This window comes from Christiangramia forsetii KT0803, assembly GCF_000060345.1.
In the GTDB taxonomy this organism is placed as follows: Bacteria; Bacteroidota; Bacteroidia; order Flavobacteriales; family Flavobacteriaceae; genus Christiangramia; species Christiangramia forsetii.
In genome coordinates, this window is record NC_008571.1 from 3,655,414 (window position 1) to 3,681,327 (window position 25,914).

A 25,914-nucleotide genomic window follows, 5' to 3' on the forward strand; every position below is an offset into this window, starting at 1 on the left:
TTTGCTATAAATTTTTTCATCACTCCTGAAACCTAAATTTATATGAGAAAAACTAATTCATAAATAGGGTAAATTTTCTGAAATAATATTCTAAAATGGGATGATGAACATCTGGAATAAATGGAAAAAATGAAATTCCTGATCTGTTGTCACCCTACGGGTAAAATTACTAGAAATCTTAGCAACTAAAAATCATCTCCAATTTTGAAAAAGATTAAAAATAGTAGCTTTTAGTAAGAAATATTTTAAATTAAGACCAAAGCCAGGCCTGCGTTTTTGCTGGCTTTTTAAAATTTATATAATGCTTCAAAATAAAAAAATATCATATTCTGTGCTGGACCTTGCTGTAGTAGGACAGGATATTCCACATACTAAAGTTTTTAAGAATACTGTTGAACTCGCACAGAAAGCTGAGGAATTGGGCTATACTCGATTCTGGTTGGCAGAACATCATAATATGGTGAGTATTGCCAGTTCTGCTACCACAGTACTGATGAGCCACGTTGCAGCTAAAACAAAAAATATTCGTATTGGTTCGGGTGGGATTATGTTGCCAAACCACTCACCTTTGATCGTAGCCGAACAATTCGGAACTCTGGGGTCATTATATTCAGGTAGAATAGATATGGGGTTGGGGAGAGCACCGGGAACAGATCAGGTAACGGCGCATGCTATAAGAAGTGATAGAATGAATTCTGTCTATAAATTTCCACATGAAATAGATGAAATTCAGAAGTACTTTAAAAATGAAAGAACCACCACCAAGGTTAGAGCTACGGTTGCTGAAGGTGTAGATGTTCCTATGTACATTTTGGGTTCTAGTACAGATAGCGCACATGTAGCCGCTGAAAAAGGACTGCCTTATGTTTTTGCCAGTCATTTTGCGCCGGCACAGTTATTCCAGGCGATGGAAATTTATTACAGAGAATTCCAGCCTTCAGAATATTTTGATAAGCCTTATAGTATTGCGGGAATTAATGTAATCGCAGCAGATACTAATGAGGAAGCAGAAAAGATCTCTACCAGTTCCCTGAAAATGATGGTAGGAGTAATGACGGGGAATTTAGATTATCTTCAAAAACCCCAGGAGATGACTGCAGAATTACAAGCTGTTCGGGAGAATCCGTCTTTAAAAAGAATGCTTCAATATGCCTTTGTGGGGGATCGCGAAACTATTAAACAAAATACCCAAGACTTTATTAAGAAAACAGGGGTAGATGAGATTATCGTCGCTTCCCATATTTATCATCAGGAAGACCGGTTAAAATCATTCAGTATTTTTTCTGACATTATGAAAGAGATCAATTCCTAAACTTCCTTAAAATCCCGCTTATTTCTCTTTAAGTATGGTTAAAACTTTAGTGTTCAGCCTTTTTTGAGCTGCATTTTTGTTCGAAATCATTTAACTTGAAAAGAAAAAGTATGGAAGAGATAGTTAAAATAAAATCAATTGGTCAGGTCACACATGATGTAAAGCAATTTGTAGTTGAAAAACCTAAAGGCTATAACTTTACTCCTGGTCATGCAACGGAAGTTTCAATTAATAAAGAAGGATGGAAGGATGAAAAAAGGCCTTTTACGTTCACCAGTCTAAATGAATCTGATGATCTGGAATTCACTATCAAAATTTATCCTGATCACGATGGTGTTACCGAGCAGCTAGGAAAACTAAAACAGGGTGATGAACTGATTGTTCGGGATACCTGGGGAGCGATTGAATATAAAGGGCCAGGTTATATTATTGCCGGCGGAGCTGGAATTACTCCTTATATCGCGATGTTGCGTGATCTAAATAAAAAAGAAAAGACAGAAGGCTTGCAACTTATTTTTTCCAATAAAACCGATAAGGATATTATTTTAAAAGACGAATTGGATAATATGCTAGGTAATGATGCTACCTATGTAATTACCGATCAAAAAGATACTAAGTTCACAAATGCTTATCTGGACGAAGAATTCCTGAAGAAAAATATTAAAGACTATAGCAAGCAATTTTATGTTTGCGGTCCACCTAAAATGACAAAGGAGATTAGCAATATCCTTGAGAAATTAGGAGCTAATCCAGATGCGGTTCAATTAGATGATCAATAATTTCAAGATGAGTTCGTGATAAACCGGATGCAAATCCGGTTTTTTTAGCGGGAAAAATTAATTCTGATCTTCAGCATATTTTTTGAATGTATTGAGAATTGACTGCCAGCCTTCTTGCTGCATTTCTTTTGAGTTTTCATCTTCGGGTTCAAAAGTTTGTTTTATAGTGGTAGAATTATCTTCTTCTGAAAAAATAACCGTAACCATTCGTCCATCTTCAATTTCGTAAACCAGTTTCTTTTTTGGTTTTACCTCCTTGTAAACACCGGAGAAGTCAAAACCGAAGCTTCCATCTTTTGCTTCCATTCGGTATACAAATTTACCGTCTTCTTTAAGATCATTTTCTGCTGAAGGACATAACCAGTCTTCTGAAGCATGATTCCATTTGGTGATATGTTCCGGTTTTGTCCAGAATTCCCATACTTTTTCAACACTTTTATCAATGCTGGTTTCAACATTTATCGTTTCTTTTGAGGCCATTTGGAAGTTTTAAATAAGTTAATCCTAAATTATCAAATTTTCGGGACTTATTCTATATTGAAAAGTAGTATAGTCATTGATTCGTCTCTTTCATTTTATAGAGATCGTGATGAAATACAATGATGAAGTATATGAGAATAGTAAGAAGGATTTCATAGGCGCTTTTCAGTTCAAATTCACCTGAATTAAAAATCAATTCCATAATTGTGTCCAGGAAAAAGAGCATGGTTCCAAATAAAAGGGCATTGGCAAATTTTCCGAATCGCATTTCAGTAATCTGGCTCGTTTCATTCTTTTGATAAGAAAAACTAATGAAGATCGCTCCCAGCAAAATGAGATCTTTAAATATCCATTTGAAAATGTTTTGATCCATGGTAAATAGATCCTTAAAGCTGTAATTGATGATGAGAATTACAATGGAGATGATAATGAGGGCAACTCCAATTAATTTAAAATAGGAGGGTAATAATTTCTTCATGGTTGGGTTGGTTTTGAGCTATCCTCATAGAAATGTGATATCGTATCCTCCTATTCTGTAAAAGAAAGGAAATTACCTGAGGTTAACAGAAACTAAATACTTGTGGAATAATTTGTGTTGAAATCTGAATCTAAATTATTTATTTAATAAAACCCAAATAAACCTTGTTTAAAATGCTCCCAGTCAGCCAAGATCTCAAGGGCAATAATTGCAAAAATTATAAGAATGAAAATTTTTAAATAGTCTTTTTTGGTAAGATGTGTGCTCATAGTTTAATTACTTTTCAGACTTTATAACTTCAATCGTTTGTGTACTTTTTGTCGGATTGATTACCCGAATATTTAATTGTTCATATTTCCATTTTTTAGCATTTCGATGAGCGATAAGATCCAATTTAGCTTTTCCCTTATCTCCCAGAACTTTAATGGTTGAAGTGACGCTTTTGTTATCTTTTGAATAATTGACCTCGCCATTCAAAATTGTCATTTTATCTATGGGTTGTATTTTCCCTATAGTTTCTATGACCCTTAAATCTTTATTTGCCTTATCAATTGCAGTTTGATAGAGCTCCTTATCAGCATAAGCCTGAGCAAGATCTGATGATATTTTCCCGAAACCGGAAGAGGCAAAAAGATAAATAATTACAATGATGAGGCTTACTAAAGGGACAGACCATTTATAATTTCTATTGAGCCAGTTTTCTTTCATTATCTTTTAAAGTTATAAGTAAAACAATCTGGAAAATCTCTATTTACAAAATCTATTAAAGCATTAAAATATAAAAAATGCTTTTAAGACGTGATGCCAACCAGGTTTAATTTAGTTCCTGAATCTGCCTTAAAATACCCAGTTTGTTTTCTAAGCATAAAATAAAGCCACTATAAACGGAATAATAACTGTTACAGATATAATGGCTGGCTTCAACCAGCTCTTTTTCTCGAATTCAATATCTTTTCCAAGATACCTATTCCAGAAATATTCGTTTAAAATGATCGCACCTAATATATTTAAAGGGATCGTTAAATTCGTTGTAGCCAGGGAATGTATGGTAATAATCATCCCTGTAGTATAAATAATTGAAAATATAAGCACCTGTATTCGCCCTCTTTTCTCTCCTTTTTTCTTTAGGTTACTCATTAAAATTACCGCTCCAAAAATAGTAGAAAAAATAAGTGAAAATGCAGTGATGACTCTTTTAGAATAAAGTTCTGGAAGAATTTCGGTGATTTCATTTTCTTCAAAATCATCATTTTCCAGATTTTCAGGATTCTTTTCGGTGATTTCCGATTTATAATTTAATATTTTCTTCAAGACGATATTACTTTATATCCATACATAATGAACAAAACTTGCTGAAGTAGGGATGCAGTTTTGCCCATTTTTGGGTCAGTGGGAAGCGAATTTAAAAAAAACTATAGAAACCCCATAGGATATTCTGAAAAGTAATAAATAGATAAAAATATCGTTAAAAGACTTTTTGAAAGATTAATGATGATAGAAGAATCGTCCACCCTGAATTTCGGGAGTTCTACCACATATTCTGCGAAAAAGGATTCAAAAAAATTACAAATTCCGGATAGTTGTGAAAGAGATTAATTTCCTGAATAATTTATTCACCGGTTATAAGAAGCTGTTTTAATGTCAATAACCTAATATTATTTTCTGGTCTGGAGGTACATCCAATATCCATCTCTGTATGGAATTCGAATATTTGTAAATCCGGCATTCTCGAGCCATTCCTTTTGAAGAAGATAATCTGTTGGCTTATCATAGTTTTTGTAATGTTCCATGACCCAGGCCCATTTTTCACCGTCAGGGAAGTTGGAGTTCACAAATTGACCCCATTGCTCAAGAAGCTGTGGATGATCTGGGTTTGTTTTACTTATCATTAAATCGCAGTAAGAAAATATTCCGCCAATTTTTAAAGAAGAATATATATTTTCGAAAATAGCTCGTTTCTCTTTTTTGTTGCAATGATGTAAACTGAAGCCTGCAACAATCAGGTCGTAATGATCTTTTTTGAATGAAAAATCATTAAAATACGTATTAGCATAATTAACGTTATAATTTTTGAACTGTTTACGGCATAGATCGATCATTTCAGTAGAAGCGTCTACAAGGGTAAAAGTAGCATCTGGAAAATAAGGAATAAGTTGAGCGGTAATATTACCGTTCCCACTACCAAGGTCAAGAATTGAATTAGGATTAAAATCTTCAGGAAAGTGTTTTCCAAAACTTGAGACCAGTTCCAGGTAACAAGGTACACAGCGAATCATATCATTGGTGTAATTCTTCGAAAATTCGTTGAATTCCAAGGCTATGTCCGTTTCTTTTTTCATTCAGTACTTGTTTGATTTCTATAAAGATAGGGTATTTGTTCAAAGGCGTATTTAATAAAGGCCGATATTCTCAGGATAAACAAGCTATTTAGACATGTAGAAAAAGCGATTCTAGCGTGTTTCTTTTTTTATTTAAGCAGGATTCATAAATAAGCTAGGTGCTTTTAAAATAAACTAATAGAATCTAATTCTAGGGGCTTTCCCTTAATTGATGCAACTTTCTTTTGAAGCAGTTGGTTTTATTCTGTAATCGCAAGGATAAATTTTTAAATTTGCATGCAACAATAACAAAACACACAACAAAAACAACACAAAATGCCTGCAACAGAAGCTAAGATCTTTAATTGTACCCAGAGTCGTGAACTTGCTGAAAAGATCGCTGGTCATTATGGTACAAAACTGGGGAACGTAATAACCTCTACTTATAGTGACGGTGAATTTCAACCTTCTTTTGAAGAATCGGTAAGAGGTTCACGAGTATTCATTATTGGTTCTACCCATCCCGGTAGCGATCATTTAATGGAAATGCTATTGATGCTGGATGCTGCAAAAAGAGCTTCTGCCAGACATATTACAGCTGTGATGCCATATTTTGGATGGGCAAGACAAGATAGAAAAGACAAGCCTCGTGTGCCCATCGCTGCGAAAATGATCGCAAGCATCCTGGAGACGGCGGGAGCTACAAGAATTATTACGATGGATCTTCATGCAGATCAGATTCAGGGATTTTTTGAAAAGCCTGTAGACCATCTTTATGCAAGTACCGTTTTTCTCCCATATCTAAGAAAACTTGGTCTTGATAATTTAACCATTGCATCCCCGGATATGGGTGGTTCCAAAAGAGCTTATGCCTATTCTAAAGCATTGGAAAGCGACGTGGTAATTTGTTATAAACAAAGGGCCAAAGCCAATGTGATTTCACATATGGAACTTATTGGAGACGTGACAGGAAAGAATGTTGTTTTGGTAGACGATATGGTAGATACTGCCGGGACGCTTACTAAAGCTGCAGATCTTATGATGGAACGTGGAGCAAAAAGTGTTCGCGCGATCTGTACGCATCCCGTACTTTCAGGAGAGGCTTACGATCGTATTGAAAAATCTAAGCTTGAGGAATTAATTGTAACAGATTCTATCCCGTTGCGCCAGGAAAGTAGAAAAATAAAAGTTGTGAGCTGTGCTGAACTTTTTGCTGATGTGATGAAGCGTGTTCAGGATAATGAGTCCATAAGTTCTAAGTTCATTATGTAATCCCTGCGAGCAAAGCGAAACAGTCTCAACTTAAGTATTGCCGGTAGAATTCTGGATGCGCTCCCGTTCATTTTTGTTCACAGCGTAGATTTCCAGTTTTTTGCCGGTCACTTTTTCAAATAATCCTGATTTTCTCTCGGCTCCCCATATTTCTAATTCAGGATCACCCATGGTTGTGATATAAAAATTTACATTTTCATCGCTATTATCAATTTCCAGTTTTTCAACATTTTGATAATGGCTTCGATCCAACCCATCAGCAACCCTCAACAATGCGGAAAGTCTCTTAACCTTCTTCCGAAGTGTTTTTTCAAGTTTCTTGTATAAAAAATGTCTTTTTTTAGGAGTGGATCGTCGATGATATCGTGCAACATTAGCCAGGATGTCAATCTCATCTTCAGTAAATCCCCTTAAATCTGAATGACGAATGAGGTAGAGTGCATGTTTATGATGCTTTCTATAAGAAATATAGTAGCCAATATCGTGGAGTAGGCTGGCATATTCCAGTAATTCCCGGTCGCTTTCTTCGAGTTTCAGCTCTTCTTTAAATTCATCAAATAATTGTAGAGCCATGGAGGCAACATGAGTAGAATGAGTTTCCAGCCAGTTGCATTTTCGAAGCAACTCGAAAATACTTCGCTTTCGCGGATCTGGAAAATTGGCGACGAGATCCAGTTTTGGCCGTTCTTTATTGATAAAGTTCAGAATCATTCCGTCTCTTAATGCCGCTTCAGAAATTTTTATCTGTTCAATATTGAATTTTTTCACCAGGTATTTAACCAGTACCATCCCGGGATTAATAATATCGATACGCTTTTCATCCAGCTCTTTGATCTTGGACCTTTCTTTTCTGTCCAGTTTGATAAAATCCTTGTACAATGATTTAAAATCGGAAGAATTAAAGACTAGTTCATTTAGCGTCATATTAGCGGTGAGAGAATTCCTGGTAGCTACCATAGCGCCTATATTTTCCATGGTCCCGGAAGAGCCGATAATGGTCTTTACCCCATAATTCTTCATGACGCCCTTTATCTCTTTAAGAGCCTTTTTATAATATTTTTTAAGATTTTTGATTTCATCTTTGGTAATGGGATCCTCGGAAACGAATTTTGCGGCCATTCTGGCAACACCCAGTTTTAAACTGTTGTGATAAACAAATTTTTGGTTGTTTCCAATGATGAATTCTACACTTCCACCACCAATATCCACCATCAATACCATTTCTTCATCTAAAGCAATACTATGCCTAACGGCAAGACCAATAAGTTCAGCTTCCATTTTTCCTGGGATGGCCCGTGCTTTAATGCCAACTTCGTCTATCATGCGTTGTATAAAATCCCCACCGTTCTTGGCCTCTCGAATCGCACTGGTGGCAAAAGCCAGAATTTCTTCCACTTCCTGGCTGTCACAAAGAAATTTGATGCGTTTTAACGCATCCAGACCTCTCTCTATGGCCTCCTCACTCAGATGATTATCCATACCTTTTTCAGCAAGGATCACCATTTCCTTTAGTTTATCAATAGTCCGGAAACTACCATCGGGATAAATATCTACCAAAACAGCATGAAACGAATTAGTTCCAAGGTCTATCGCTGCAATACGTTTTGTTGAGGTTGAGTTTTCAGACTTATTTTCCATTTTTCAGATACTAGTTTCAGTTTGTGTTCATGTAAACTTCAATTTAAACAAAATTGCCGGAAGGAATTATAAGCCTTTATGAAAACAATGATCAATTTTCAATAAACAATCAGCAGAAGGATAAAAAAGAGATTTCTTCCGTATGAAGAGATCGCTTCATTGCGTTCACGATTACGTAATAAGTAACTGTCACTGCGAGTGAAACGAAGCAGTCTCATATTGCTCCACTAAGCCTGTCGAAATGTGAAGTTGAAAATGAGATCCTAAAACAAGTTCAGGATGACGTTTCAAAACGGGTTGGGAGGAAATAGAAAAAGATCACATCACTTACTTCGCGAGGGTGTTTCCGGGGAGTTGTCACTTCGAGTGCAGCAGAGCAGTTTCAAGAATTGCCCCACTGAGCCTGTCGAAGTGTGGGTTTGGTTTATTGCGTTCAGTATTTTTAATTAAGAAAAGAATGATAATCTTAATTCCGCAGAACTTTTTAACGCACAGGGTTTTATAGATAAATAAAAAAACTTACTTTTGCATCCTGAAATTTTTACGCAGATGAAGGCAGTCCAGTAAGTGACCAGACGACATCTGTTAATAGTAATTTAAAATATACAAATGAAATCAATTACGATCAACGGATCTAAAAGAGAAAGCGTAGGCAAGAAGGCAACGAAAGCACTACGTAATGCTGGACAGGTTCCTTGCGTATTGTACGGGGTAGAAGGTGATCCACTACACTTTGCAGCAGAGGAAATATCATTCAAGAATTTAGTGTACACTCCAGATGTACACACTGTAAAAATCAAATTAAAAAGTGGAGAATCTTATGATGCTATCCTTCAGGATATCCAATTTCATCCTTTAACAGATGCGATTCTTCATATTGATTTCTACCAGATCTTTGGTGAGAAACCAATTACTATGGAAATTCCAATTCACACCGAAGGTGTTGCAAGAGGGGTTAAGAACGGTGGTGTATTAAGATATAACCTTCGTCGTCTTAAAGTAAGAGGATTACCAGCAGATCTTCCAGATTACATCGTAGCAAACGTTTCTAAGCTTAAAATTGGTCAGAAGCTTTATGTTACTGGAGTAGATAGCAAAGACTTTGTGATCCAGCATCCGGATAATACTGTAATTTGTCAGGTAAGAACATCTCGTAACCTTGTAGAACTTGAGGACGAAGATGAAGACGAAGACGAAGTAGCAGCAGATGAAGTACCAGCAACTGAAGTTGATGATCAGGCAGCTGTAAAAGAAGGAGAAGGTAAAGAGTAAACTTCTTTGAATAAATTTAAAAAGCATTCCTTTCGGTTTAACCCGATTTCGGAATGCTTTTTTATTTAAAATATTTTAAAACTTCGGTTTAGTCTTTTCTGATTTAAAAGTATCTGATTAATTTTATCTTTACCAAAACACTAATTGGATGCTTTCATTCTTCGGAAGAATTTTAGGAAAGAAAGAGACCGGGGAGAAAATAGATCCTATGAAGAAATTTTTGATCGTTGGCCTCGGAAATATTGGTCCTAAATACGAAAATACCAGACATAATATAGGCTTTAAGATCCTGGATGAACTTGCCCGGGAAAAAGAGGTCACTTTTGAAACTCAGAAGCTTGGCGATGTCGCAACCTTTAAATTTAAGGGAAGAACCTTTGTTCTGCTAAAGCCCAGTACCTATATGAATTTAAGCGGAAAAGCCGTGAATTACTGGATGCAGAAAGAAAAGATCAACCTGGAAAATCTTTTGGTAGTAACCGATGATTTGAATCTTAACTTTGGAACTTTAAGGTTAAAGACTAAGGGAAGTGATGGCGGGCATAACGGATTGAAAGATATACAGTCACAATTAAATACCACCAAATACAATCGTTTTAGGTTTGGAATAAGTGATGAATTCTCCAAAGGGAGCCAGGTAGATTATGTGTTGGGGGAATGGGGTGATGATGAAGAAAGTAAAATGTCCGAGCGATTAAAAACATCGGCAGAGTTGATACAATCTTTCGGAACCGCAGGAGTTTCCAATACTATGAATACATTTAATGGAAAATAACAGAATTTGAAAGAGCATAAAGGAGCAAACTCATTCATAAGCGAGCGCCAGACGGTAGTTACCATTGGTACTTTTGATGGAGTTCATGCAGGACATAGAAAGATTATAGAACGCCTTGTAAATTCTGCAAATGCGAACAATCTGGATTCGGTGGTGCTTACTTTTTTTCCGCATCCAAGAATGGTATTGCAAAAAGAAAGTGGCATTCAGCTTATCAATACCATTGAGGAGCGCAAGAATTTATTGCGTGAAACCGGAATAGATCATTTGGTTATTCATCCTTTTACCCATCAATTCTCCAGGCTTACTGCGCTTGAATTTGTTCGGGACATTCTTGTAAATAAACTGAAAGCAAAAAAGATCATTATTGGCTATGATCATCGTTTTGGACGTAATCGTACTGCAGATATTAATGATCTGAAGCAGTTTGGAAAAGATTTCGGCTTTGAAGTGGAAGAGATTTCGCAACAGGACGTAGAGCAGGTAGCGGTAAGTTCTACAAAGATTAGAAATGCACTTTTGGATGGTCGTGTTGAAAGGGCTAATATGTACCTGCAACATCCTTTTACACTGAAAGGGACTATTGTTAGAGGCCGCGGTATAGGAAAAGATCTTGGTTTTCCCACAGCTAATTTGGAAGTTGCTGAAGATTATAAACTCATCCCCAAAAATGGCGTGTATGTGGTAAGCACCATTATAGACGGAAAGGCTGTAAATGGGATGATGAATATCGGTACCAATCCTACGGTGGGTGGAAAAGAAAAGACCATAGAATCTTACTTTTTTGATTTAGATAAAGACCTTTACGGTAAACAGTTAGAAATCGAACTACTGGTTAGAATACGTGATGAGAAGAAATTTACTTCCGTAAACGATCTTAAAGTCGCGATGAAACAGGATCAGGCATTTTCAAAACAATATTTAAAAGATAACCATGCTTAACCGGTGGCTTTTTAAACAAGTCGATAATTCTGCACTGGTAGTATTCCGTGCGCTTTTTGGTTTGTTGATCGCTATAGAGGCATTTGGAGCCATCTTCACCGGCTGGATAAGAAGAACGCTTATCGAGCCAGATTTCACTTTCAATTTTATAGGTTTTGAATTCCTGCAACCCCTTCCCGGCAACGGCATGCTTTGGTATTATGGAATAATGGGCGTTTTCGGCATTTTTGTGATGCTGGGTTTCAAATATCGCCTAAGTATTGTTTGTTATGGAATTATGTGGGCCGCAGTTTACCTGATGCAAAAATCTTCCTATAACAATCATTATTACCTGCTAATGTTGTTATGTATTATCATGAGTTTTTTACCGGCGAATCGTTGGTTTTCACTGGATGCTAAGATAAAGCCTGAAATAAGCAAAATTTCAATGCCCCGCTGGGTTTGGGTCGTGATCGTATTACAGCTTTGGATCGTTTTCACCTATGCTTCAGTGGCGAAATTATATCCCGACTGGTTAGACGGTAGTTTTCCCGCGCTTTTGATGAGGTCGAAGGCCGATTACTGGCTGGTGGGAGAAATCCTTCAGCAAGGATGGGTACGGTATGCAATCACCTATTTCGGGTTGTTATTTGACCTTTTGATAATTCCTCTATTATTCTGGAAAAGAACGAGGCTGCCGGCATTTATTGCCGCTATATTCTTTCATTTATTTAATAGTTTTATTTTCCATATTGGGATTTTCCCATATATGTCCCTGGCTTTTTCCATCTTTTTCTTTCCTACGGAAAAGATCAACAAATGGTTCCTTAGAAACAGAAAGAAATATTATGATAAAGGAGAAATTATCATCCCGCCTTACCGCAATCTTTTAATAGCAGCCATGAGCATCTGGTTTATTATCCAGGTATGTTTGCCGCTAAGGCATTGGTTCTTTAAAGATGATGTGCTATGGACAGAAGAAGGTCATCGATTAAGCTGGCGTATGATGTTACGGGGTAAAAGCGGAAGGATTACCTTTAAAGTTGTTGAGAAAGGAGCTATAGATACGGTATTTGTAAATAAAAAAGACTACCTCTCCAGGAAGCAGTTGCGGGCTATTTCTACCAAACCAGACATGATCTGGCAATTCGTGCAACGCATAGAAGAAGAATATGTTGAAAAAGGCAAAGAGGTAGAAATTTATGCTGAAGGGAAAATAAGTGTAAATGGCGGTCCCTATAAACCACTCATTGATCCAAAGGTAGATCTAGCGGCAGAAAAGTGGCAGCATTTTAGACATCACGACTGGATTTTACCTTCAGATTCGGAGTAATTTTTTAATTCGTTTTTCGCTAATTTGAAAAAGACGTCTTTTTCTTTGCTTCGTTTCTTTTGGACGAGCAATAGAAATGAAGGGCAAAATAGGGAGAAAAAATATGTGCAGACATTAATCCAAAAATGATTTTATCTGGAGAAGCAAATACCTAGTTCTTCCTAATGGTACTTTTAAATCATTTTTACAAGATTTGAAAAAAACTTTCGGATGCTAGTGTCTGCTTTTATTACATTTGCTGCTTAGAAAAAATTATAAACGGTACCAAAAAACCCGGCCTCATGTTACAGGTTTCAAATATTGCAGAACATAAAGAAGAATATATCAAAGCCCTTAAAAAAAGGAATTTTGATGCTGAAGATATTTTTGAACAGGTTTTAACGCTGGACGAGACCAGAAGAACTACTCAGGCAAAACTTGACGATACACTAGCTACCTCTAATAAAATATCTAAGGAGATTGGATTGATGTTTAAGAATGGAGAGCATCAAAAAGCGAATGTACTGAAGGAAAAAACCGGAAAGTTGAAGGAAGAATCGAAAGAACTTTCAGAAAAGCTTACTTCAACGGTAGACGATCTTCAAAATTTACTTTATACGATCCCGAATATTCCACACGATTCTGTTCCTGCTGGAAAGACCGAAGATGACAACGAAGAGATCTATAAAGAAGGAGATATTCCTGTGCTGGTTGAAGGTTCGCTTCCGCACTGGGAGCTCGCGAAAAAGTATGATATTATAGATTTTGAACTGGGAAATAAAGTCACCGGAGCGGGATTTCCTGTTTATAAAGGAAAAGGAGCAAGACTCCAACGTGCTCTAATCACATGGTTTCTTGATAAAGCTACAGAAGCTGGTTACACTGAATTTCAGTTGCCACTAATGGTAAACGAAGCTTCCGGTCTTGGAACCGGACAGTTGCCAGATAAAGAAGGCCAGATGTATCATGTTACTGAAGATGATCTCTATTTGATCCCAACTTCTGAAGTTCCTATGACCAATATGTTCCGGGACAGGCTGATGAATGAAAAGGATTTTCCAATTCTATGTACCGGCTATACGCCTTGTTTCAGGAGAGAAGCGGGTTCTTACGGTGCTCATGTTCGTGGATTGAATCGTTTGCATCAGTTTGATAAAGTGGAGATCGTACGACTGGAAACCCCAGAGAATTCGTATGCTGCGTTAGATAGTATGGTAGACCATATCAAAGGATTACTTAAAGAACTTAAATTGCCTTATAGAATTTTAAGGCTTTGTGGTGGTGATCTTGGTTTTACTGCAGCGTTGACCATGGATTTTGAAGTATTCTCTACCGCACAGGATCGCTGGTTGGAGATAAGTTCAGTTTCAAACGTGGAGAATTTCCAGGCAAACAGGTTAAAATTAAGATATAAAAATAAAGAGAATCAAAAAGAACTGGTTCATACACTTAACGGGAGTGCGCTTGCACTACCAAGAGTTCTGGCAGGGATCCTGGAGAACTATCAAACCCAAGATGGAATCAAAGTACCTGAAGTATTGGTGCCTTACTGTGGGTTTGATATGATAGATTAATCTGTTTATCACCATTTTAAAACAGCGCAAATGTTTATATTTACATATGCGCTGTTTTGTTTTTATGGCTATATGGTTGTTGGCCGGTTGTGGACTTTATGCTCAAAGTGAACAGCTGGCAAAGAACTTTTTTGATCAGGGTGAATACGAAAAGGCTCTGAAGGTTTACCAAAAACTTTACGAAGGAAATCCCGCCAATCCGGTTTATTTTAATGGAGTAGTTTTGGCCAACCAGCAAATGGAAAATTTTGAGGAAGCTGAAAAAATGTTGTTGGAACGTCTTAATCGTTCTGCGAATAACCCTTCCATTCTTATAGAACTCGGTCACAATTATGAGCTTCAGAATGAAGAGGAAAAAGCTACACGATTTTATGATGAAGCATTACAAGCTATAGAATCCAGGCCAAATTACGCCTATTCTATTGCCAGGGGTTTTGAACAGTATAATCTCTTAGATTACGCTGCAAAAGCTTACGAATGGGCGATGGAAAAGACTACTGATAGAAATTACAATCTTCAGCTGGCACGTATCTATGGAGAGCAGGGTAAAATTGAAGAGATGTTCAGTAATTACCTGGATCTTATAGAGGATGACATGAAGTTTTACGGGATCGCGAACAGGGAATTTAACCGTTATATTTCTGAAGATCCCCAATCTGAAGCTAATATTATTTTCAGGAAACTTCTGCTTAAAAGACTTCAGGAAGATCCTCAATTGCTTTATAATGAAATGTTGAGCTGGTTATTTGTTCAGCAGAAAGATTTTGATAAAGCCTTTGCCCAGGAGCGTGCTATTTTTAAAAGAGGAGAAAAATCTTTACAGGGGATTCTAAATCTTGCTATACTATCCAAAGATGCTGAAGAATATGAAACTGCTGAAGAAATTATTAGCTATGCTATTGAAGAATCACCTTCCAGAACCTTTCATCTGCAGGCAAGACACTTTCTTTTAAAGATTCAATTAGAAACTACTAAATCTGGTGATTATACTAAGGTAGAAAGTGATTTTAAATCACTTTTAGATGAATATGGATATAATACTGAAACATTAGATATTCAGATAGATTACGCTAATTTTATGGCTTTTAGCCTGGATAAAAAGGAAGAGGCGATAACACTTTTAAAAAGCTCGGCTGAAATCACACCCGGTAAATTTGACCTGGCAAAAGTGAAAATGGCCATGGCAGATATTTTAGTGGTTCAGGAGAAATTTAATGAAGCACTTATTTATTATTCACAAATACAGAATCTTGTAAAAAATGATGTGATCTCACAGGATGCCAGATTTAAAGTGGCAAAAACCAGTTATTACAAAGGAGATTTTAAATGGGCAAAGACACAATTGGATATTCTTAAATCGTCCACCTCTCAATTGATAGCCAATGATGCGATGGAATTGAGTTTGCTTATAAGTGATAATTCTTTGGAAGACTCTACACAAACTGCTTTAAAAAAGTTCGCACAGGCAGATCTACTGGCATTTCAGAAGAAGAATGGTGAAGCTATTAAAGCGCTGGATTCTATTCTTATTAATCACAAAGGAGAGAAGATTGAAGACGAGGCCTTGTTAAGTCAGGCGAAATTGTATGAAAAAGAGGAGGATTTTAAAAGTGCGGAAAAAAATTATCAGATAATCATTCATAATTTTAATGATGATATCCTCGCAGATAACGCACATTATTTCCTTGCAGAATTGTATGCAAATCAACTTCAAGATCCTGAAAGGGCAAAATCGCTTTACGAGCAAATTATCTTTAACTTTGCCGATAGTATTTACTTTGTAGAAGCCCGTAAGAAATACCGAATGCTTCGCGGGGATACTATAGAGTAATTCCAAAATTTAAATTTTCAGAAATGATTATATACAACGTTACCATTAACGTCCAGGAAACCATACATGATAAATGGCTGAAATGGATGCAAGAAGAACATATTCCTGATATGTTAGCTACCAAGAAATTTACGAAAGCTTTAATGACAAAAGTTTTGGTGCAGGAACCTATGGGGGGAATTACTTATTCTGTTCAATATACTACGGAAAGTAAAGCGATGCTTGAAAAATACTATGAAGAGAATGCTGAAGAACTACGTTCAAAATCAAAAGCTTTCGATGGTAAGTTTGTAGCTTTTAGAACAGAACTGGAAGTGATTACTGAACAGTAAACCTTCAAAAAGCGGCCTGTTTTTTATGGCTTCTGGTCAGCCTGAGCGCAGTCGAAGGCGTTTATCAGTAAAATAAATTCATTTTCGGTAGCACTATAAGAACCAATTGCTTCTGAAGTATTCTGCACATTCATTTAAAAGTACATCATGAAAAAATATAAACCTTCCTTTAACAAGCCCTCCTCTAATCATCGTAATAATGAGGATCAGGGAGTAAGGGCAAAAAAACATCTGGGACAGCATTTTCTTACCGACGAGAATATTGCGGCTAAGATTGCAGATACCTTGAGTTACAATGGCTATGAGAAGGTGTTGGAAATAGGTCCGGGAACCGGAGTTCTTACCAAACATTTGTTAGAGAAAGATGCTGAAGTTCATGTGATAGAAATAGATACTGAAAGTGTGGAATATCTCGAGAGTCACTATTTGCATCTGCGAGGGAGAATTCATGAAAAAGATTTTTTAAAGCATGATCTCGGGCAGATTTTTGGGCAGGAGCAATTTGCGATAATAGGTAACTTTCCCTATAATATTTCTACTCAGATCGTCTTTAAAGTACTCCAAATGAGAGATCAGATTCCTGAATTTTCAGGAATGTTTCAAAAAGAAGTTGCCAAGCGTATCTGTGAAAAAGAGGGAAATAAAACCTACGGAATTTTAAGCGTACTTACACAGGCTTTTTATGAAGCTGAATATCTCTTTACAGTTCCGCCTTCAGTATTTAATCCGCCGCCAAAAGTGGACAGCGGTGTTTTAAGACTGCGCAGAAAAGAAAATTTTAGCCTTGATTGTAATGAAAAATTATTTTTCAGGATAGTTAAAACTTCATTTAACCAGCGTAGAAAGACCCTTCGGAATAGTTTAAAAAGTCTTAATCTTCCTGATAATTTAAGGGAAGATGCTATCTTTGGCCTTCGGCCGGAACAACTCGGTTTCCAGCAGTTTATTGAGCTGACACAAAAAATTGAGCCGTATGCAATTTCAAGTAACTGAAGAATTAATAGATAAGATACAGTACCTCATTGAAGAACAAAACAATGAGGAATTGCTGCTGCACCTCGAAGACGTGCACCACGCCGATATTGCTGAAATTCTTACCGAATTAAATCTTGAAGAAGCTACTTACCTGGTAAAGCTTCTTGACAGTGAAAAGACCGCAGAGGCCCTTATGGAGCTGGAAGAAGGGGTTCGGGAACGAATCCTAGAGAATCTTTCGGCCCGGGAGATCGCGTCAGAGCTTAGTGAGATGGATACCGATGATGCGGCTGATATCATTTCTGAATTATCCCTTGAATTACAACAGGATGTAATTTCTGAAATAGCCGACGAGCAGCATGCCGATGATATCGTGGAGTTGTTGCGGTATGACGAAGATTCTGCCGGTGGTTTGATGGCGAAAGAGCTTGTGAGGGTAAACGAAAACTGGAGTGTTACAGGTTGTATGGCTGAAATGCGCAAACAAGCTGAAAATGTGACCCGTGTTCATTCTATCTATGTGGTAGACGATAAAAATAAATTGAAGGGAAGACTTTCCCTTAAAGATCTGCTTACGGCTTCCAGCGACGCCAATATTGGTGATATTTATATCCCTCAGGTAGATTTTGTGAACGTACATACTGAAGGGGAAGAGGTAGCCAGAATCATGCAGAAATATGATCTGGAAGCTATTCCGGTTGTTGATGAAATGAACCGCCTGGTTGGTAGAATTACCGTGGATGATATTCTTGATTTTATTAAAGAAGAAGCTGAAAAAGATTATCAAATGGCAGCGGGTATTTCTGAAGATGTAGAAGCCGATGCCAGTATCTGGAGATTAACCCGGGCACGTTTACCATGGCTAATTTTAGGGCTTTTTGGCGGACTTGGAGCCGTTTATGTGATGAAAGGTTTTGAAGAAGCGCTGGCGAATTATGTAGAGCTATTTTTCTTTACACCGCTAATCGCTGCGATGGCCGGTAATGTGGGGGTGCAATCCAGTGCGATTATCGTGCAGGGTTTGGCGAATGATAATCTTAAAGGGAGTCTTTTCAATAGACTTTTAAAAGAAATAGGTTTGACCCTTATAAACGGTATTGCTTTAGGAATTTTGGTTATAATCTTTGGCTTTTTTGCAGGTCAGCCTCCTATCATGAGTTTTACGATTGCGCTAGCTTTACAAACAGTAATCATAATTGCCGCACTTATTGGCACGTTTGTACCTATTATATTGGATAAGCAGGGAATAGATCCGGCAATTGCTACAGGGCCTTTTATCACTACCAGTAACGATATTTTCGGAATCTTTATCTTCTTCTTTCTGGCCAAGACCATTCTTGGATTTTAGGAATACTTCTCTATTTTTTCGAGGGTTAATAATCATTCTTTAAATTTGTAAGTTCCGATTTCGCTAGATAGCTGAAAGTGCGGAGAATACTATTTTATTACTAATTTGAAAAAGAAAAGAATATGATTATTCTGCATGCCGATACAAATCATCCAGCTCTGATGAGAAAGCTTGAAGAGGCAGGGCATCACAATATTGAAGGATATGAACAGTCAAGAGCAGATACCCTTCAAAATCAACATTTATATGATGGGATTGTAATTAGAAGCCGCTATAAAATTGATCGCGAATTTATAGACGCTGCTCCAAATCTCAAATTTATTGCCAGAGTGGGCGCAGGCCTGGAAAGTATAGATGTGGAATATGCGAAAGAAAGAGGAATTCAACTATTCTCAGCGCCAGAAGGCAATAGAAATGCGGTTGGAGAACATTCCCTGGGAATGCTTTTATCATTGTTTAATAAGCTTAATAAAGCTGATAAAGAGGTTCGTGAAGGTCTTTGGCAGCGTGAAGAGAATCGAGGTGTTGAACTGGACGGTAAAACGGTTGGTCTTATCGGCTACGGAAATATGGGAAAAGCCTTTGCTAAAAAACTACGAGGTTTTGAGGTAGACGTGATATTTTATGACCTTAAAGAAGGTATTGCCGATGATAACGCCCGTCAGGTTGGATATGAAGAATTCTTTGAAAAAGCCGATGTGGTAAGTTTACATGTTCCACTGACCGAAGAAACTGAACATATGTTCAATAAAGAATTTATCAGTAGCTTTAAAAAACCTTTCTGGTTTATCAATACGGCAAGAGGTAAAAGTGTGGTAACAGCAGATCTTGTGGAAGCACTTAAAGAAGAAAAAGTATTGGGCGCGGGACTGGATGTTCTGGAGTACGAGAAAGCTTCTTTTGAAAGTCTCTTCGGAAATAAAAAGAATGTTTCAATGAGTGCCGCAGATCCAATTCCGGAAGCTTTAAGGGAATTAATGTTTATGCCACATACCTTATTGAGTCCTCACGTGGCTGGTTGGACCAAAGAATCACATAAAGGTTTGGCTACTGTAATTGCTGATAAAATAATTGCAGATTTCGGTGAGGGTGGAGAAAAATAGCTAGAAAGTAATAATTGGATAAAGGACGTGAAAAATTGAAATATGGATAAATTAAATAGTCTTCAAAGAAATTTAGTACTGTTTGGAGTTCCACTTTCTATTATTTCGTTGCTACTCTTATTAAGAGTTTCACCTTTATTCCAGCAGAATCAGGAAGCATTATCCATAGGAATCACTTTTGACTTATTAATTCTGGTACCTGGAATATATTTTCTATTGATTCGTAAGACTTCGATTCCAAAAACCACAGTGGTTCCGTTCATGATTCTGGGATTAGTCCTTTGCTCTGTTTTCCTTCCAGCAGAAAATCAGCAATATGTTGATCTGTTTAAAAAGTGGATTTTACCTTTGGTTGAGATTACTATTGTAGGTTATGTACTTTGGAAAGTAAAAGGCGCTTTGATGACCTATCGATTAAATCGGGATGACTCTATCGATTTTTTCTCAGCGCTAAAAAATACCTGTTCTGAAATTTTACCCAAGAAGCTTGTAACTCCCTTTGCTACAGAAATTGCTGTTTTCTATTATGGCTTTTTTCAATGGAAAAAAGTAAAATTAAATTCCAACCAATTTACTCTTCATAAAGGAAACGGTACCATCGCTTTAATGGCTGTTCTAATATTCCTTATTCTTGTAGAAACCATTGTCCTTCATATTCTTCTAGTTCGCTGGAGTGAAATCGCGGCCTGGATTGTTACAACTTTAAGTTTCTACTCAGGTCTTCAAATCTTCGGTTTTCTTAGATCTTTATCCAAGCGACCAATACTAGTGAGCGATACCATGATCTACCTGAAATACGGAATAATGAGCGAAGCTACCCTTAAAATCTCCGATATAGAATCAATAGAACTATCTTCTAAAGAATTTTTTGAAGATAAGAATGCTAAAAAGCTTTCAATTCTGGGAGATTTAGAAAGTCATAACGTGGTTATTCATATGAAGAGTGAGTATCAGATTATTGGGCTATATGGTATAAAGAAGAATTTTAAAACTTTGCTGGTTTTTCTAGATAAGAAGGAAGATTTTAAGAACTTAGTTGAGTCCAGAAATTTATCATTAAAACATGGTCGGTTATGAAAAATAGGGTAACAGGTTTAGGTGGATTTTTCTTCAAGTCTAAAGATCCTGACAATGTAAAGAAATGGTATAACGAGCATCTTGGTTTAAATACAGATCAATATGGCTGTACTTTTTGGTGGAAAGATAAAGAAGGAAATGACTGCTCAACTCAGTGGAGTCCTATGAGTGAGGATACCGATTATTACAAACCTTCAGAAAAGCAATTTATGATGAACTTCAGGGTAGAAAACCTGGAAGAATTGCTGAAGGTTTTAAAAGAAGAAGGTGTTGAAGTCGTTGGAGAAATGGAAACTTACGATTATGGCAAGTTTGGCTGGATCATGGATCCTGAAGGTAATAAGATCGAACTTTGGGAGCCTAACGATCAGGTATTTCTAGATCAGGAGAAAAGTTAGACGTCACCCTGAACTTGTTTTAGGGTCTCATTAGAAGTTGAATCAAGTTCAGCATGACGTTAACTTTTTTGTCATTTCGACCAACGGGAGAAATCCCTTTATAGTTGAAATCTCAGTACAGAACCTATAGGGTTAGATAGCTAATAGAATCAAAAAAACCTTGCAAATATTTAAATCTGCAAGGTTTTTAGATATAACTGATTATTGTATCTATCCTAACTGGCTCAATTCAATAAGCGCAGATTTGATAGATTCTTCTCCTTCAATAGCCTCAAAAGTTACATTTTTCACCAACGGATCTGCCAATGACATTACCAGAATAAAAGCAACATCATCTCTGGAGATCTCTCCTCTTTCATTCAAAGAACCTTTAGCAACTTTCACTTTTGCAAGTCCAAGATCATCTGTAAGTGCTCCGGGACGAAATATGGTATAACTAAGACCACTTTCTTTTAAATACTCATCAGCTTCTTTTTTAGCCTCTAAATAATGCCTTAGATCTTCATTTTTTGAAGGATCATCGGCTCCCATAGAACTTAGCATTACGAATTTTTTGACATTCGCATTTTTTGCCGCATCTATAAGTTTTTTCGCACCTTCAAGGTCTACTGCGGTAGTTTTTTCTTTCCCCGTACTTCCACCAGAACCTGCTGCAAAGATCACTTTATCAATACCTTTCATGGTATGACTTACATCTCCCTCGAGATCGCCCATCACGGCTTCCACCTCCATGTCTTCAAATTGCTGTCTTTGCTCTTCCTTTCTGATAAGTGCCAGCGGATTAAAACTTTCAGAATTATTGAGAATTTCAATAACCCTTTTCCCAGTATGACCGGTAGCCCCGGCAATTAATATATTTTCCATAGTTTTTCTGTCTTTTTTACTTTTCACAAGATACGGAGGAATAGAAAGATTGCACAATACGAATTCAGGAATAACAGTATCTTAACAGGTTTGGAGTTCCAGTTTCCAGTTTCCAGTTTCCAGTTTCCAGTTTCCAAAAAAGGTCTTTAAGTTAAGGTTTAATTTTTTTTTCCTAATTACCAACTAACTTACTTAATCTCCGCAGCTTTCTCTTCAAGTTCCTTCTGAAATTCTTCCATTACTGGCTTTACGGTACTTTCGGGAAGATCGGCAATTTTAATATACATCAAGCCGTCAACCGCATCATTAAAAAGAGGATCCACATTAAAGGCGACCACTTTAGCATTCTGTTTAATATATTTTTTGATAAGTACAGGCAGGCGCAGATTTTCAGGCTCCAGTTCGTCGATAATTCTATCAAATTTATTGAGGTCAGCTTCGCTTTCGTCAAAAACCAGGTCTTTATCGGCATCTTCCAGTTTTACCTTGAATTCCTTCTTTGGATGAACATATTGCGCAACATATGGATCGTAATAATTGGATTTCATGAACTCGATCATCAATGATTTTGAAAAATTACTGAATTTATCACTGATGGTCACTCCGCCAATAAGATATCTATGTTCAGGAAATCTTAAAGTACAATGCACGATACCTTTCCAAAGAAGGAAGAGTGGCATGGGTTTTAACTGATATTCTTTGATGATAAAGGCTCGTCCCATTTCAATAGACTGACTCATCATTTTATGTAATTCCGGCTCAAAGCGAAAAAGGTCCTGAAGGTAGAAACCATCGATTCCATGGTTGGCAAAGATTTCATTTCCCATCCCCATTCTATAAGCGCCGGCTATCCTTCCGGCTTCTTTATCCCAGAGAAAAAGATGATGATAATGATCATCAAATTTATCCAGATCTGTGCTGTTATTGGTGCCTTCCCCAACTTCCCTGAAAGTAATCTCCCGCAGTCGGCCAATTTCATTTAGAATATTCGGGATTACCTCTCTTTTTGCCAGGAATACCTCATAATTCTTGCTTTGAAGCAGGCGTTTATCCATTTTTCTACAATTCTCGATCTCGCTATTTATGAGTTCATAATTTGTCTCTTCAGCAATATCTTTTGTAGAACGAGGGATTTTCAACGTTTTTGGAAGACTGGACAAAAGTTTTTTCTTTTCAAAAACATTAGCCAGCATATAAGTTTTTCTACGTAAAAATGCCGTGTAAGTTTCGAGATTTGAATGTTCCTGTTGATCTTCTACTGAAATAGGATGCCCAATTCTTACCTTGATCTTTCTGCGGTGTTGAGAAAGCATCTCACTTGGAAGCTTCGCAGTTCTAAAAACATCACTCATAGAGGCAAGTCTGTAGAAAAATAAGCTATTCTTAGCATGGAAATAGATAGGAACTACCGGGACTTTGGATTTTTGAATAAGCTTCATTGCCGAGGGTTCCCAGGCTTTGTCAACAATATGTCGTTTATCGCGATCGGTAGAAACTTCTCCGGCGGGAAAAATGCCCAGCGCATGACCTTCTTTTAAGTGTGAAATAGCATTTTTCATTCCGCTAAGGCTGGATTTTGCTTCCTTATGATCTTCAAAAGGATTTACCGGAAGTATATAAGGTTTTAGCGGATCCAGTCTATGTAAAAGGAAATTGGCGATCACCTTATAATCGGGTCTGCTTTTTAAAACGAGTTTCATCAGGATCATCCCATCAATGCCCCCTAGGGGATGATTAGAAATGGTAATAAACGGGCCTTCTTTCGGGATTCTTTTCAAATCCTTTTCGGGAATATCAAAGTCGATCTCAAATTCTTTCAGTATCGACTCGATAAAATCTACACCTTCCAGATCTTTTCGTTTGTCATATTCTTTATTGATTCTGGAAAGTTTGGTGGTTTTCAAAACAAGCCAGCCTATTCCTGTTCCCAAAAATCCCAGTTTCCCCAGGTTCATAACATTTGCAACTTCTTTGGCACTTACGATTCCCATGAGGCGGTTGGTTTAGTTCAATAAAAATAAGAAATCAAAATTTAGTTTTCAGCTACCAGTTGAACGGTATTTTGGGTGAGTTGTTTTAAAAGCACATTTTTATCTTTTTCCAGAGAATTAATAGCCTCTTCATTAAAATGTCTAATGGTATATAAAGAAACACCGGTCTTATAATTTACCTTAAATCTGGCCTTTAAGTGCTGAATAAGCTTTTCAAGTTGATTAAATCTATTATCGACACAAACCCGAAAACTAATGGCAGAATTTTGGATAAGATCTACCTTCATTTGATATTGATGAAAAAGTTTGAATATTTCTGAAATATTCTCTTCTACCATAAACGAGAAATCCAGGGAAGACAGGGAGATCAAAACCTGATCTTTTTTTACAATAAAACAGGGGATTTCAGGGAAGATGGTCTTACCCTTGCTTACGGCAGTACCTTCTTCTGAAGGATTTAGAAAGGAACGAACAAACAACGGGATTTCCTTTCCCTGTAATGGCTGAAGGGTTTTAGGATGAATTACAGAAGCTCCGTAAAATGCAAGCTCAATGGCTTCTTCATATGATATTTTATTCAGAAGTTGGGCATTTTCAAAAAACCTGGGGTCTGCATTTAAAACTCCCGGAACATCTTTCCAGATGGTGACGCTTTCAGCATTTAGACAATATGCCATGATCGCTGCAGAATAATCTGAACCTTCCCTGCCTAGTGTGGTAGTAAAGTTGTTAAGGTCTGAAGCGATAAATCCCTGGATAATATTAAGTTTTTTAGGATCTATATTTTCCTGAACTCTCTCCTGCGTTTTACTCCAGTTTACCTGGGCATCGCGGTAAGTGCTATCTGTTTTAATAAAATTTCGAGCATCAAGCCAATTAGAACTTATGTGCCGGGAATTTAGATATTCACTAACAATGGTGGTAGAAAATAACTCTCCAAAGCTCACGACCTGGTCATACACAAAATCATACTGATTTGATTTATTATGCTGAAGAAAATTCTCAAGTTCAGTAAATAAGGTTTCTATTTTAGGATAAACCGAAGCTTCTTTATTTGGAAAAAGGCCGGTTATTATATTTCTATGGTAATTTTTCACTTCGTCTAAACTAGCCGGAATTCCAGCGATATTCAGATAATCCTTAACCACGACTTCTAATGCATTGGTGGTTTTTCCCATCGCCGAGATCACGATGAGCTTATTTTCGCTACCGGTTGCTCTTAGAACTTTAATAAGATTTTTAACTCCATCGGCGTCTTTGACCGAGGCTCCACCAAACTTAAAAACTTTGATCACTTCTTAGTTATATTTTTTTGAATTCCGCCTTCTTCCATGTGAACGGTTTTCCAGCTTTCTTTTATTTCAGCTCCGGTGTTTTCATAGAATTCTATCGCATTTCTATTTCCTTCAGAAACCACCCATTCTATACGTTTAACGCCATGTTCATGCCCATATTTCACTACTTGTTGATAAAGTGCACCGCCAAGCCCAGTACCTCTAACACTTTCACGAACAATAAGGTCTTCCAAGTGAACGGTTCTGCCTTTCCAGGTGGAAAATCTAAAGTATACTAGCGCCATTCCTTCAATTGTGCCCGAAACATCCGCTACAAAGCATTTAAAATTGCCATGATCAAAACCTTCTTTTTCAAGATCCTTAGTAGTGACCTCAACATCGTCCAGGTGATTTTCATGAGCTGCCAATTCTTTGATAAGTTCCAGAACCTGGTTCATATCTTCTCGTCTGGCTTCGCGTATAGTATATTTCATCACTTTTATATTTATTATTTTTAACGGTCTAATGCAATTCGCCAATAATCATTTAGATAGGGATCAAAATTTCTTATGACTTATTTTATAATTCAG

General features: G+C 37.0%; 25 protein-coding genes. 15 read left to right on the plus strand and 10 right to left on the minus strand.

The window, feature by feature from the left end; translation table 11 throughout:
- Positions 1-301 precede the first annotated feature (301 nt).
- The gene (locus tag GFO_RS16475; RefSeq protein WP_011711328.1) at positions 302-1,312 is read left to right on the plus strand and encodes an LLM class flavin-dependent oxidoreductase; all 1,011 of its coding nucleotides are present in this window, start codon (positions 302-304) and stop codon (positions 1,310-1,312) included.
- A 110-nt stretch (positions 1,313-1,422) separates the two neighbouring features.
- Complete coding sequence (locus GFO_RS16480; protein WP_011711329.1) at positions 1,423-2,091, plus strand: FAD-binding oxidoreductase; 669 nt, start codon at positions 1,423-1,425, stop codon at positions 2,089-2,091.
- A gap of 57 nt (positions 2,092-2,148) precedes the next feature.
- Here the strand turns inward: GFO_RS16480 and GFO_RS16485 are convergent, their stop codons facing one another.
- From GFO_RS16485 to GFO_RS16505, 5 genes are all read right to left on the minus strand, one after another.
- Positions 2,149-2,571, minus strand: a complete 423-nt coding sequence (locus GFO_RS16485; protein ID WP_011711330.1) for an SRPBCC family protein — start codon at positions 2,569-2,571, stop codon at positions 2,149-2,151.
- Positions 2,572-2,644: 73 nt separating this feature from the next.
- Entirely contained in the window at positions 2,645-3,049 is a 405-nt protein-coding gene (locus GFO_RS16490) for a hypothetical protein (protein WP_011711331.1), read from the minus strand.
- A 276-nt stretch (positions 3,050-3,325) separates the two neighbouring features.
- Complete coding sequence (locus tag GFO_RS16495) at positions 3,326-3,757, minus strand: cytochrome c oxidase assembly factor Coa1 family protein (RefSeq protein WP_011711333.1); 432 nt, start codon at positions 3,755-3,757, stop codon at positions 3,326-3,328.
- A 150-nt stretch (positions 3,758-3,907) separates the two neighbouring features.
- Positions 3,908-4,360: a hypothetical protein gene (locus GFO_RS16500; protein ID WP_011711334.1), complete on the minus strand. Its 453-nt coding sequence runs from the start codon at positions 4,358-4,360 to the stop codon at positions 3,908-3,910.
- Positions 4,361-4,704: 344 nt separating this feature from the next.
- Positions 4,705-5,388, minus strand: coding sequence for a class I SAM-dependent methyltransferase (locus GFO_RS16505; RefSeq protein WP_011711336.1), 684 nt, complete (start codon positions 5,386-5,388; stop codon positions 4,705-4,707).
- Between the two features lie 315 nt (positions 5,389-5,703).
- Here GFO_RS16505 and GFO_RS16510 point away from each other — a divergent pair, with 315 nt between their 5' ends.
- A complete protein-coding gene (locus tag GFO_RS16510; RefSeq protein WP_011711337.1) occupies positions 5,704-6,639 on the plus strand; it encodes a ribose-phosphate pyrophosphokinase in 936 nt (311 codons plus the stop codon).
- Positions 6,640-6,669: 30 nt separating this feature from the next.
- On the opposite strand, the gene GFO_RS16515 is transcribed toward GFO_RS16510, so the two are convergent.
- Positions 6,670-8,277 carry a Ppx/GppA phosphatase family protein gene (locus GFO_RS16515; RefSeq protein WP_011711338.1) on the minus strand — a complete coding sequence of 536 codons (1,608 nt, stop codon included), beginning with the start codon at positions 8,275-8,277 and terminating at the stop codon, positions 6,670-6,672.
- 609 nt (positions 8,278-8,886) lie between these two features.
- On the opposite strand from GFO_RS16515, the gene GFO_RS16520 reads away from it, so the two are divergent.
- The 12 genes from GFO_RS16520 (at position 8,887) to GFO_RS16575 (ending at position 21,195) form a co-directional block, all read left to right on the plus strand.
- Complete coding sequence (locus GFO_RS16520) at positions 8,887-9,549, plus strand: 50S ribosomal protein L25/general stress protein Ctc (RefSeq protein ID WP_011711341.1); 663 nt, start codon at positions 8,887-8,889, stop codon at positions 9,547-9,549.
- 148 nt (positions 9,550-9,697) lie between these two features.
- Positions 9,698-10,324 (plus strand): aminoacyl-tRNA hydrolase, encoded by a 627-nt coding sequence (gene pth, locus GFO_RS16525; protein ID WP_011711342.1) that lies wholly within the window; start codon positions 9,698-9,700, stop codon positions 10,322-10,324.
- 6 nt (positions 10,325-10,330) lie between these two features.
- Positions 10,331-11,266 carry a bifunctional riboflavin kinase/FAD synthetase gene (locus tag GFO_RS16530; protein WP_011711343.1) on the plus strand — a complete coding sequence of 312 codons (936 nt, stop codon included), beginning with the start codon at positions 10,331-10,333 and terminating at the stop codon, positions 11,264-11,266.
- Positions 11,259-12,578 (plus strand): HTTM domain-containing protein, encoded by a 1,320-nt coding sequence (locus GFO_RS16535; RefSeq protein ID WP_011711344.1) that lies wholly within the window; start codon positions 11,259-11,261, stop codon positions 12,576-12,578. Before GFO_RS16530 ends, GFO_RS16535 begins: the two co-directional genes overlap by 8 nt.
- A 281-nt stretch (positions 12,579-12,859) precedes the next feature.
- Complete coding sequence (serS, locus tag GFO_RS16540) at positions 12,860-14,131, plus strand: serine--tRNA ligase (RefSeq protein ID WP_011711345.1); 1,272 nt, start codon at positions 12,860-12,862, stop codon at positions 14,129-14,131.
- Positions 14,132-14,177: 46 nt separating this feature from the next.
- Entirely contained in the window at positions 14,178-15,962 is a 1,785-nt protein-coding gene (locus tag GFO_RS16545; protein ID WP_011711346.1) for a tetratricopeptide repeat protein, read from the plus strand.
- Positions 15,963-15,985: 23 nt separating this feature from the next.
- Entirely contained in the window at positions 15,986-16,294 is a 309-nt protein-coding gene (locus tag GFO_RS16550) for a DUF4286 family protein (protein ID WP_011711347.1), read from the plus strand.
- 147 nt (positions 16,295-16,441) lie between these two features.
- On the plus strand, positions 16,442-17,287 hold the full coding sequence (gene rsmA, locus GFO_RS16555) for a 16S rRNA (adenine(1518)-N(6)/adenine(1519)-N(6))-dimethyltransferase RsmA (RefSeq protein WP_011711349.1): 846 nt from the start codon (positions 16,442-16,444) through the stop codon (positions 17,285-17,287).
- Positions 17,268-18,617, plus strand: a complete 1,350-nt coding sequence (mgtE, locus tag GFO_RS16560) for a magnesium transporter (RefSeq protein WP_011711350.1) — start codon at positions 17,268-17,270, stop codon at positions 18,615-18,617. The genes rsmA and mgtE overlap by 20 nt, the downstream gene beginning before the upstream one ends.
- A 122-nt stretch (positions 18,618-18,739) precedes the next feature.
- A complete protein-coding gene (locus tag GFO_RS16565) occupies positions 18,740-19,720 on the plus strand; it encodes a 2-hydroxyacid dehydrogenase (RefSeq protein WP_011711351.1) in 981 nt (326 codons plus the stop codon).
- A gap of 42 nt (positions 19,721-19,762) precedes the next feature.
- Positions 19,763-20,797 (plus strand): hypothetical protein, encoded by a 1,035-nt coding sequence (locus tag GFO_RS16570; RefSeq protein WP_011711352.1) that lies wholly within the window; start codon positions 19,763-19,765, stop codon positions 20,795-20,797.
- Positions 20,794-21,195, plus strand: a complete 402-nt coding sequence (locus tag GFO_RS16575; RefSeq protein WP_011711353.1) for a VOC family protein — start codon at positions 20,794-20,796, stop codon at positions 21,193-21,195. Before GFO_RS16570 ends, GFO_RS16575 begins: the two co-directional genes overlap by 4 nt.
- 210 nt (positions 21,196-21,405) lie before the next feature.
- On the opposite strand, the gene GFO_RS16580 is transcribed toward GFO_RS16575, so the two are convergent.
- From GFO_RS16580 to GFO_RS16595, 4 genes are all read right to left on the minus strand, one after another.
- The gene (locus GFO_RS16580; RefSeq protein WP_011711354.1) at positions 21,406-22,059 is read right to left on the minus strand and encodes an SDR family oxidoreductase; all 654 of its coding nucleotides are present in this window, start codon (positions 22,057-22,059) and stop codon (positions 21,406-21,408) included.
- A gap of 188 nt (positions 22,060-22,247) precedes the next feature.
- Complete coding sequence (locus GFO_RS16585) at positions 22,248-24,050, minus strand: GNAT family N-acyltransferase (RefSeq protein ID WP_011711356.1); 1,803 nt, start codon at positions 24,048-24,050, stop codon at positions 22,248-22,250.
- Between the two features lie 41 nt (positions 24,051-24,091).
- Complete coding sequence (locus tag GFO_RS16590) at positions 24,092-25,342, minus strand: aspartate kinase (RefSeq protein WP_041250424.1); 1,251 nt, start codon at positions 25,340-25,342, stop codon at positions 24,092-24,094.
- Positions 25,342-25,818 (minus strand): GNAT family N-acetyltransferase, encoded by a 477-nt coding sequence (locus GFO_RS16595; RefSeq protein ID WP_011711358.1) that lies wholly within the window; start codon positions 25,816-25,818, stop codon positions 25,342-25,344. Before GFO_RS16595 ends, GFO_RS16590 begins: the two co-directional genes overlap by 1 nt.
- Positions 25,819-25,914 lie beyond the last annotated feature (96 nt).

Excerpts from the sequence above, each read along its gene's own strand:
- GFO_RS16475 (WP_011711328.1), top strand. The coding sequence starts at position 302 with ATGCTTCAAAATAAAAAAATATCATATTCTGTGCTGGACCTTGCTGTA.
- GFO_RS16480 (WP_011711329.1), top strand. The coding sequence starts at position 1,423 with ATGGAAGAGATAGTTAAAATAAAATCAATTGGTCAGGTCACACATGAT.
- GFO_RS16485 (WP_011711330.1), bottom strand. The coding sequence starts at position 2,571 with ATGGCCTCAAAAGAAACGATAAATGTTGAAACCAGCATTGATAAAAGT.
- GFO_RS16490 (WP_011711331.1), bottom strand. The coding sequence starts at position 3,049 with ATGAAGAAATTATTACCCTCCTATTTTAAATTAATTGGAGTTGCCCTC.
- GFO_RS16495 (WP_011711333.1), bottom strand. The coding sequence starts at position 3,757 with ATGAAAGAAAACTGGCTCAATAGAAATTATAAATGGTCTGTCCCTTTA.
- GFO_RS16505 (WP_011711336.1), bottom strand. The coding sequence starts at position 5,388 with ATGAAAAAAGAAACGGACATAGCCTTGGAATTCAACGAATTTTCGAAG.
- GFO_RS16510 (WP_011711337.1), top strand. The coding sequence starts at position 5,704 with ATGCCTGCAACAGAAGCTAAGATCTTTAATTGTACCCAGAGTCGTGAA.
- GFO_RS16515 (WP_011711338.1), bottom strand. The coding sequence starts at position 8,277 with ATGGAAAATAAGTCTGAAAACTCAACCTCAACAAAACGTATTGCAGCG.
- GFO_RS16520 (WP_011711341.1), top strand. The coding sequence starts at position 8,887 with ATGAAATCAATTACGATCAACGGATCTAAAAGAGAAAGCGTAGGCAAG.
- pth (WP_011711342.1), top strand. The coding sequence starts at position 9,698 with ATGCTTTCATTCTTCGGAAGAATTTTAGGAAAGAAAGAGACCGGGGAG.
- GFO_RS16535 (WP_011711344.1), top strand. The coding sequence starts at position 11,259 with ATGCTTAACCGGTGGCTTTTTAAACAAGTCGATAATTCTGCACTGGTA.
- serS (WP_011711345.1), top strand. The coding sequence starts at position 12,860 with ATGTTACAGGTTTCAAATATTGCAGAACATAAAGAAGAATATATCAAA.
- GFO_RS16545 (WP_011711346.1), top strand. The coding sequence starts at position 14,178 with ATGCGCTGTTTTGTTTTTATGGCTATATGGTTGTTGGCCGGTTGTGGA.
- GFO_RS16550 (WP_011711347.1), top strand. The coding sequence starts at position 15,986 with ATGATTATATACAACGTTACCATTAACGTCCAGGAAACCATACATGAT.
- rsmA (WP_011711349.1), top strand. The coding sequence starts at position 16,442 with ATGAAAAAATATAAACCTTCCTTTAACAAGCCCTCCTCTAATCATCGT.
- mgtE (WP_011711350.1), top strand. The coding sequence starts at position 17,268 with ATGCAATTTCAAGTAACTGAAGAATTAATAGATAAGATACAGTACCTC.
- GFO_RS16565 (WP_011711351.1), top strand. The coding sequence starts at position 18,740 with ATGATTATTCTGCATGCCGATACAAATCATCCAGCTCTGATGAGAAAG.
- GFO_RS16570 (WP_011711352.1), top strand. The coding sequence starts at position 19,763 with ATGGATAAATTAAATAGTCTTCAAAGAAATTTAGTACTGTTTGGAGTT.
- GFO_RS16575 (WP_011711353.1), top strand. The coding sequence starts at position 20,794 with ATGAAAAATAGGGTAACAGGTTTAGGTGGATTTTTCTTCAAGTCTAAA.
- GFO_RS16580 (WP_011711354.1), bottom strand. The coding sequence starts at position 22,059 with ATGGAAAATATATTAATTGCCGGGGCTACCGGTCATACTGGGAAAAGG.
- GFO_RS16585 (WP_011711356.1), bottom strand. The coding sequence starts at position 24,050 with ATGGGAATCGTAAGTGCCAAAGAAGTTGCAAATGTTATGAACCTGGGG.
- GFO_RS16595 (WP_011711358.1), bottom strand. The coding sequence starts at position 25,818 with ATGAAATATACTATACGCGAAGCCAGACGAGAAGATATGAACCAGGTT.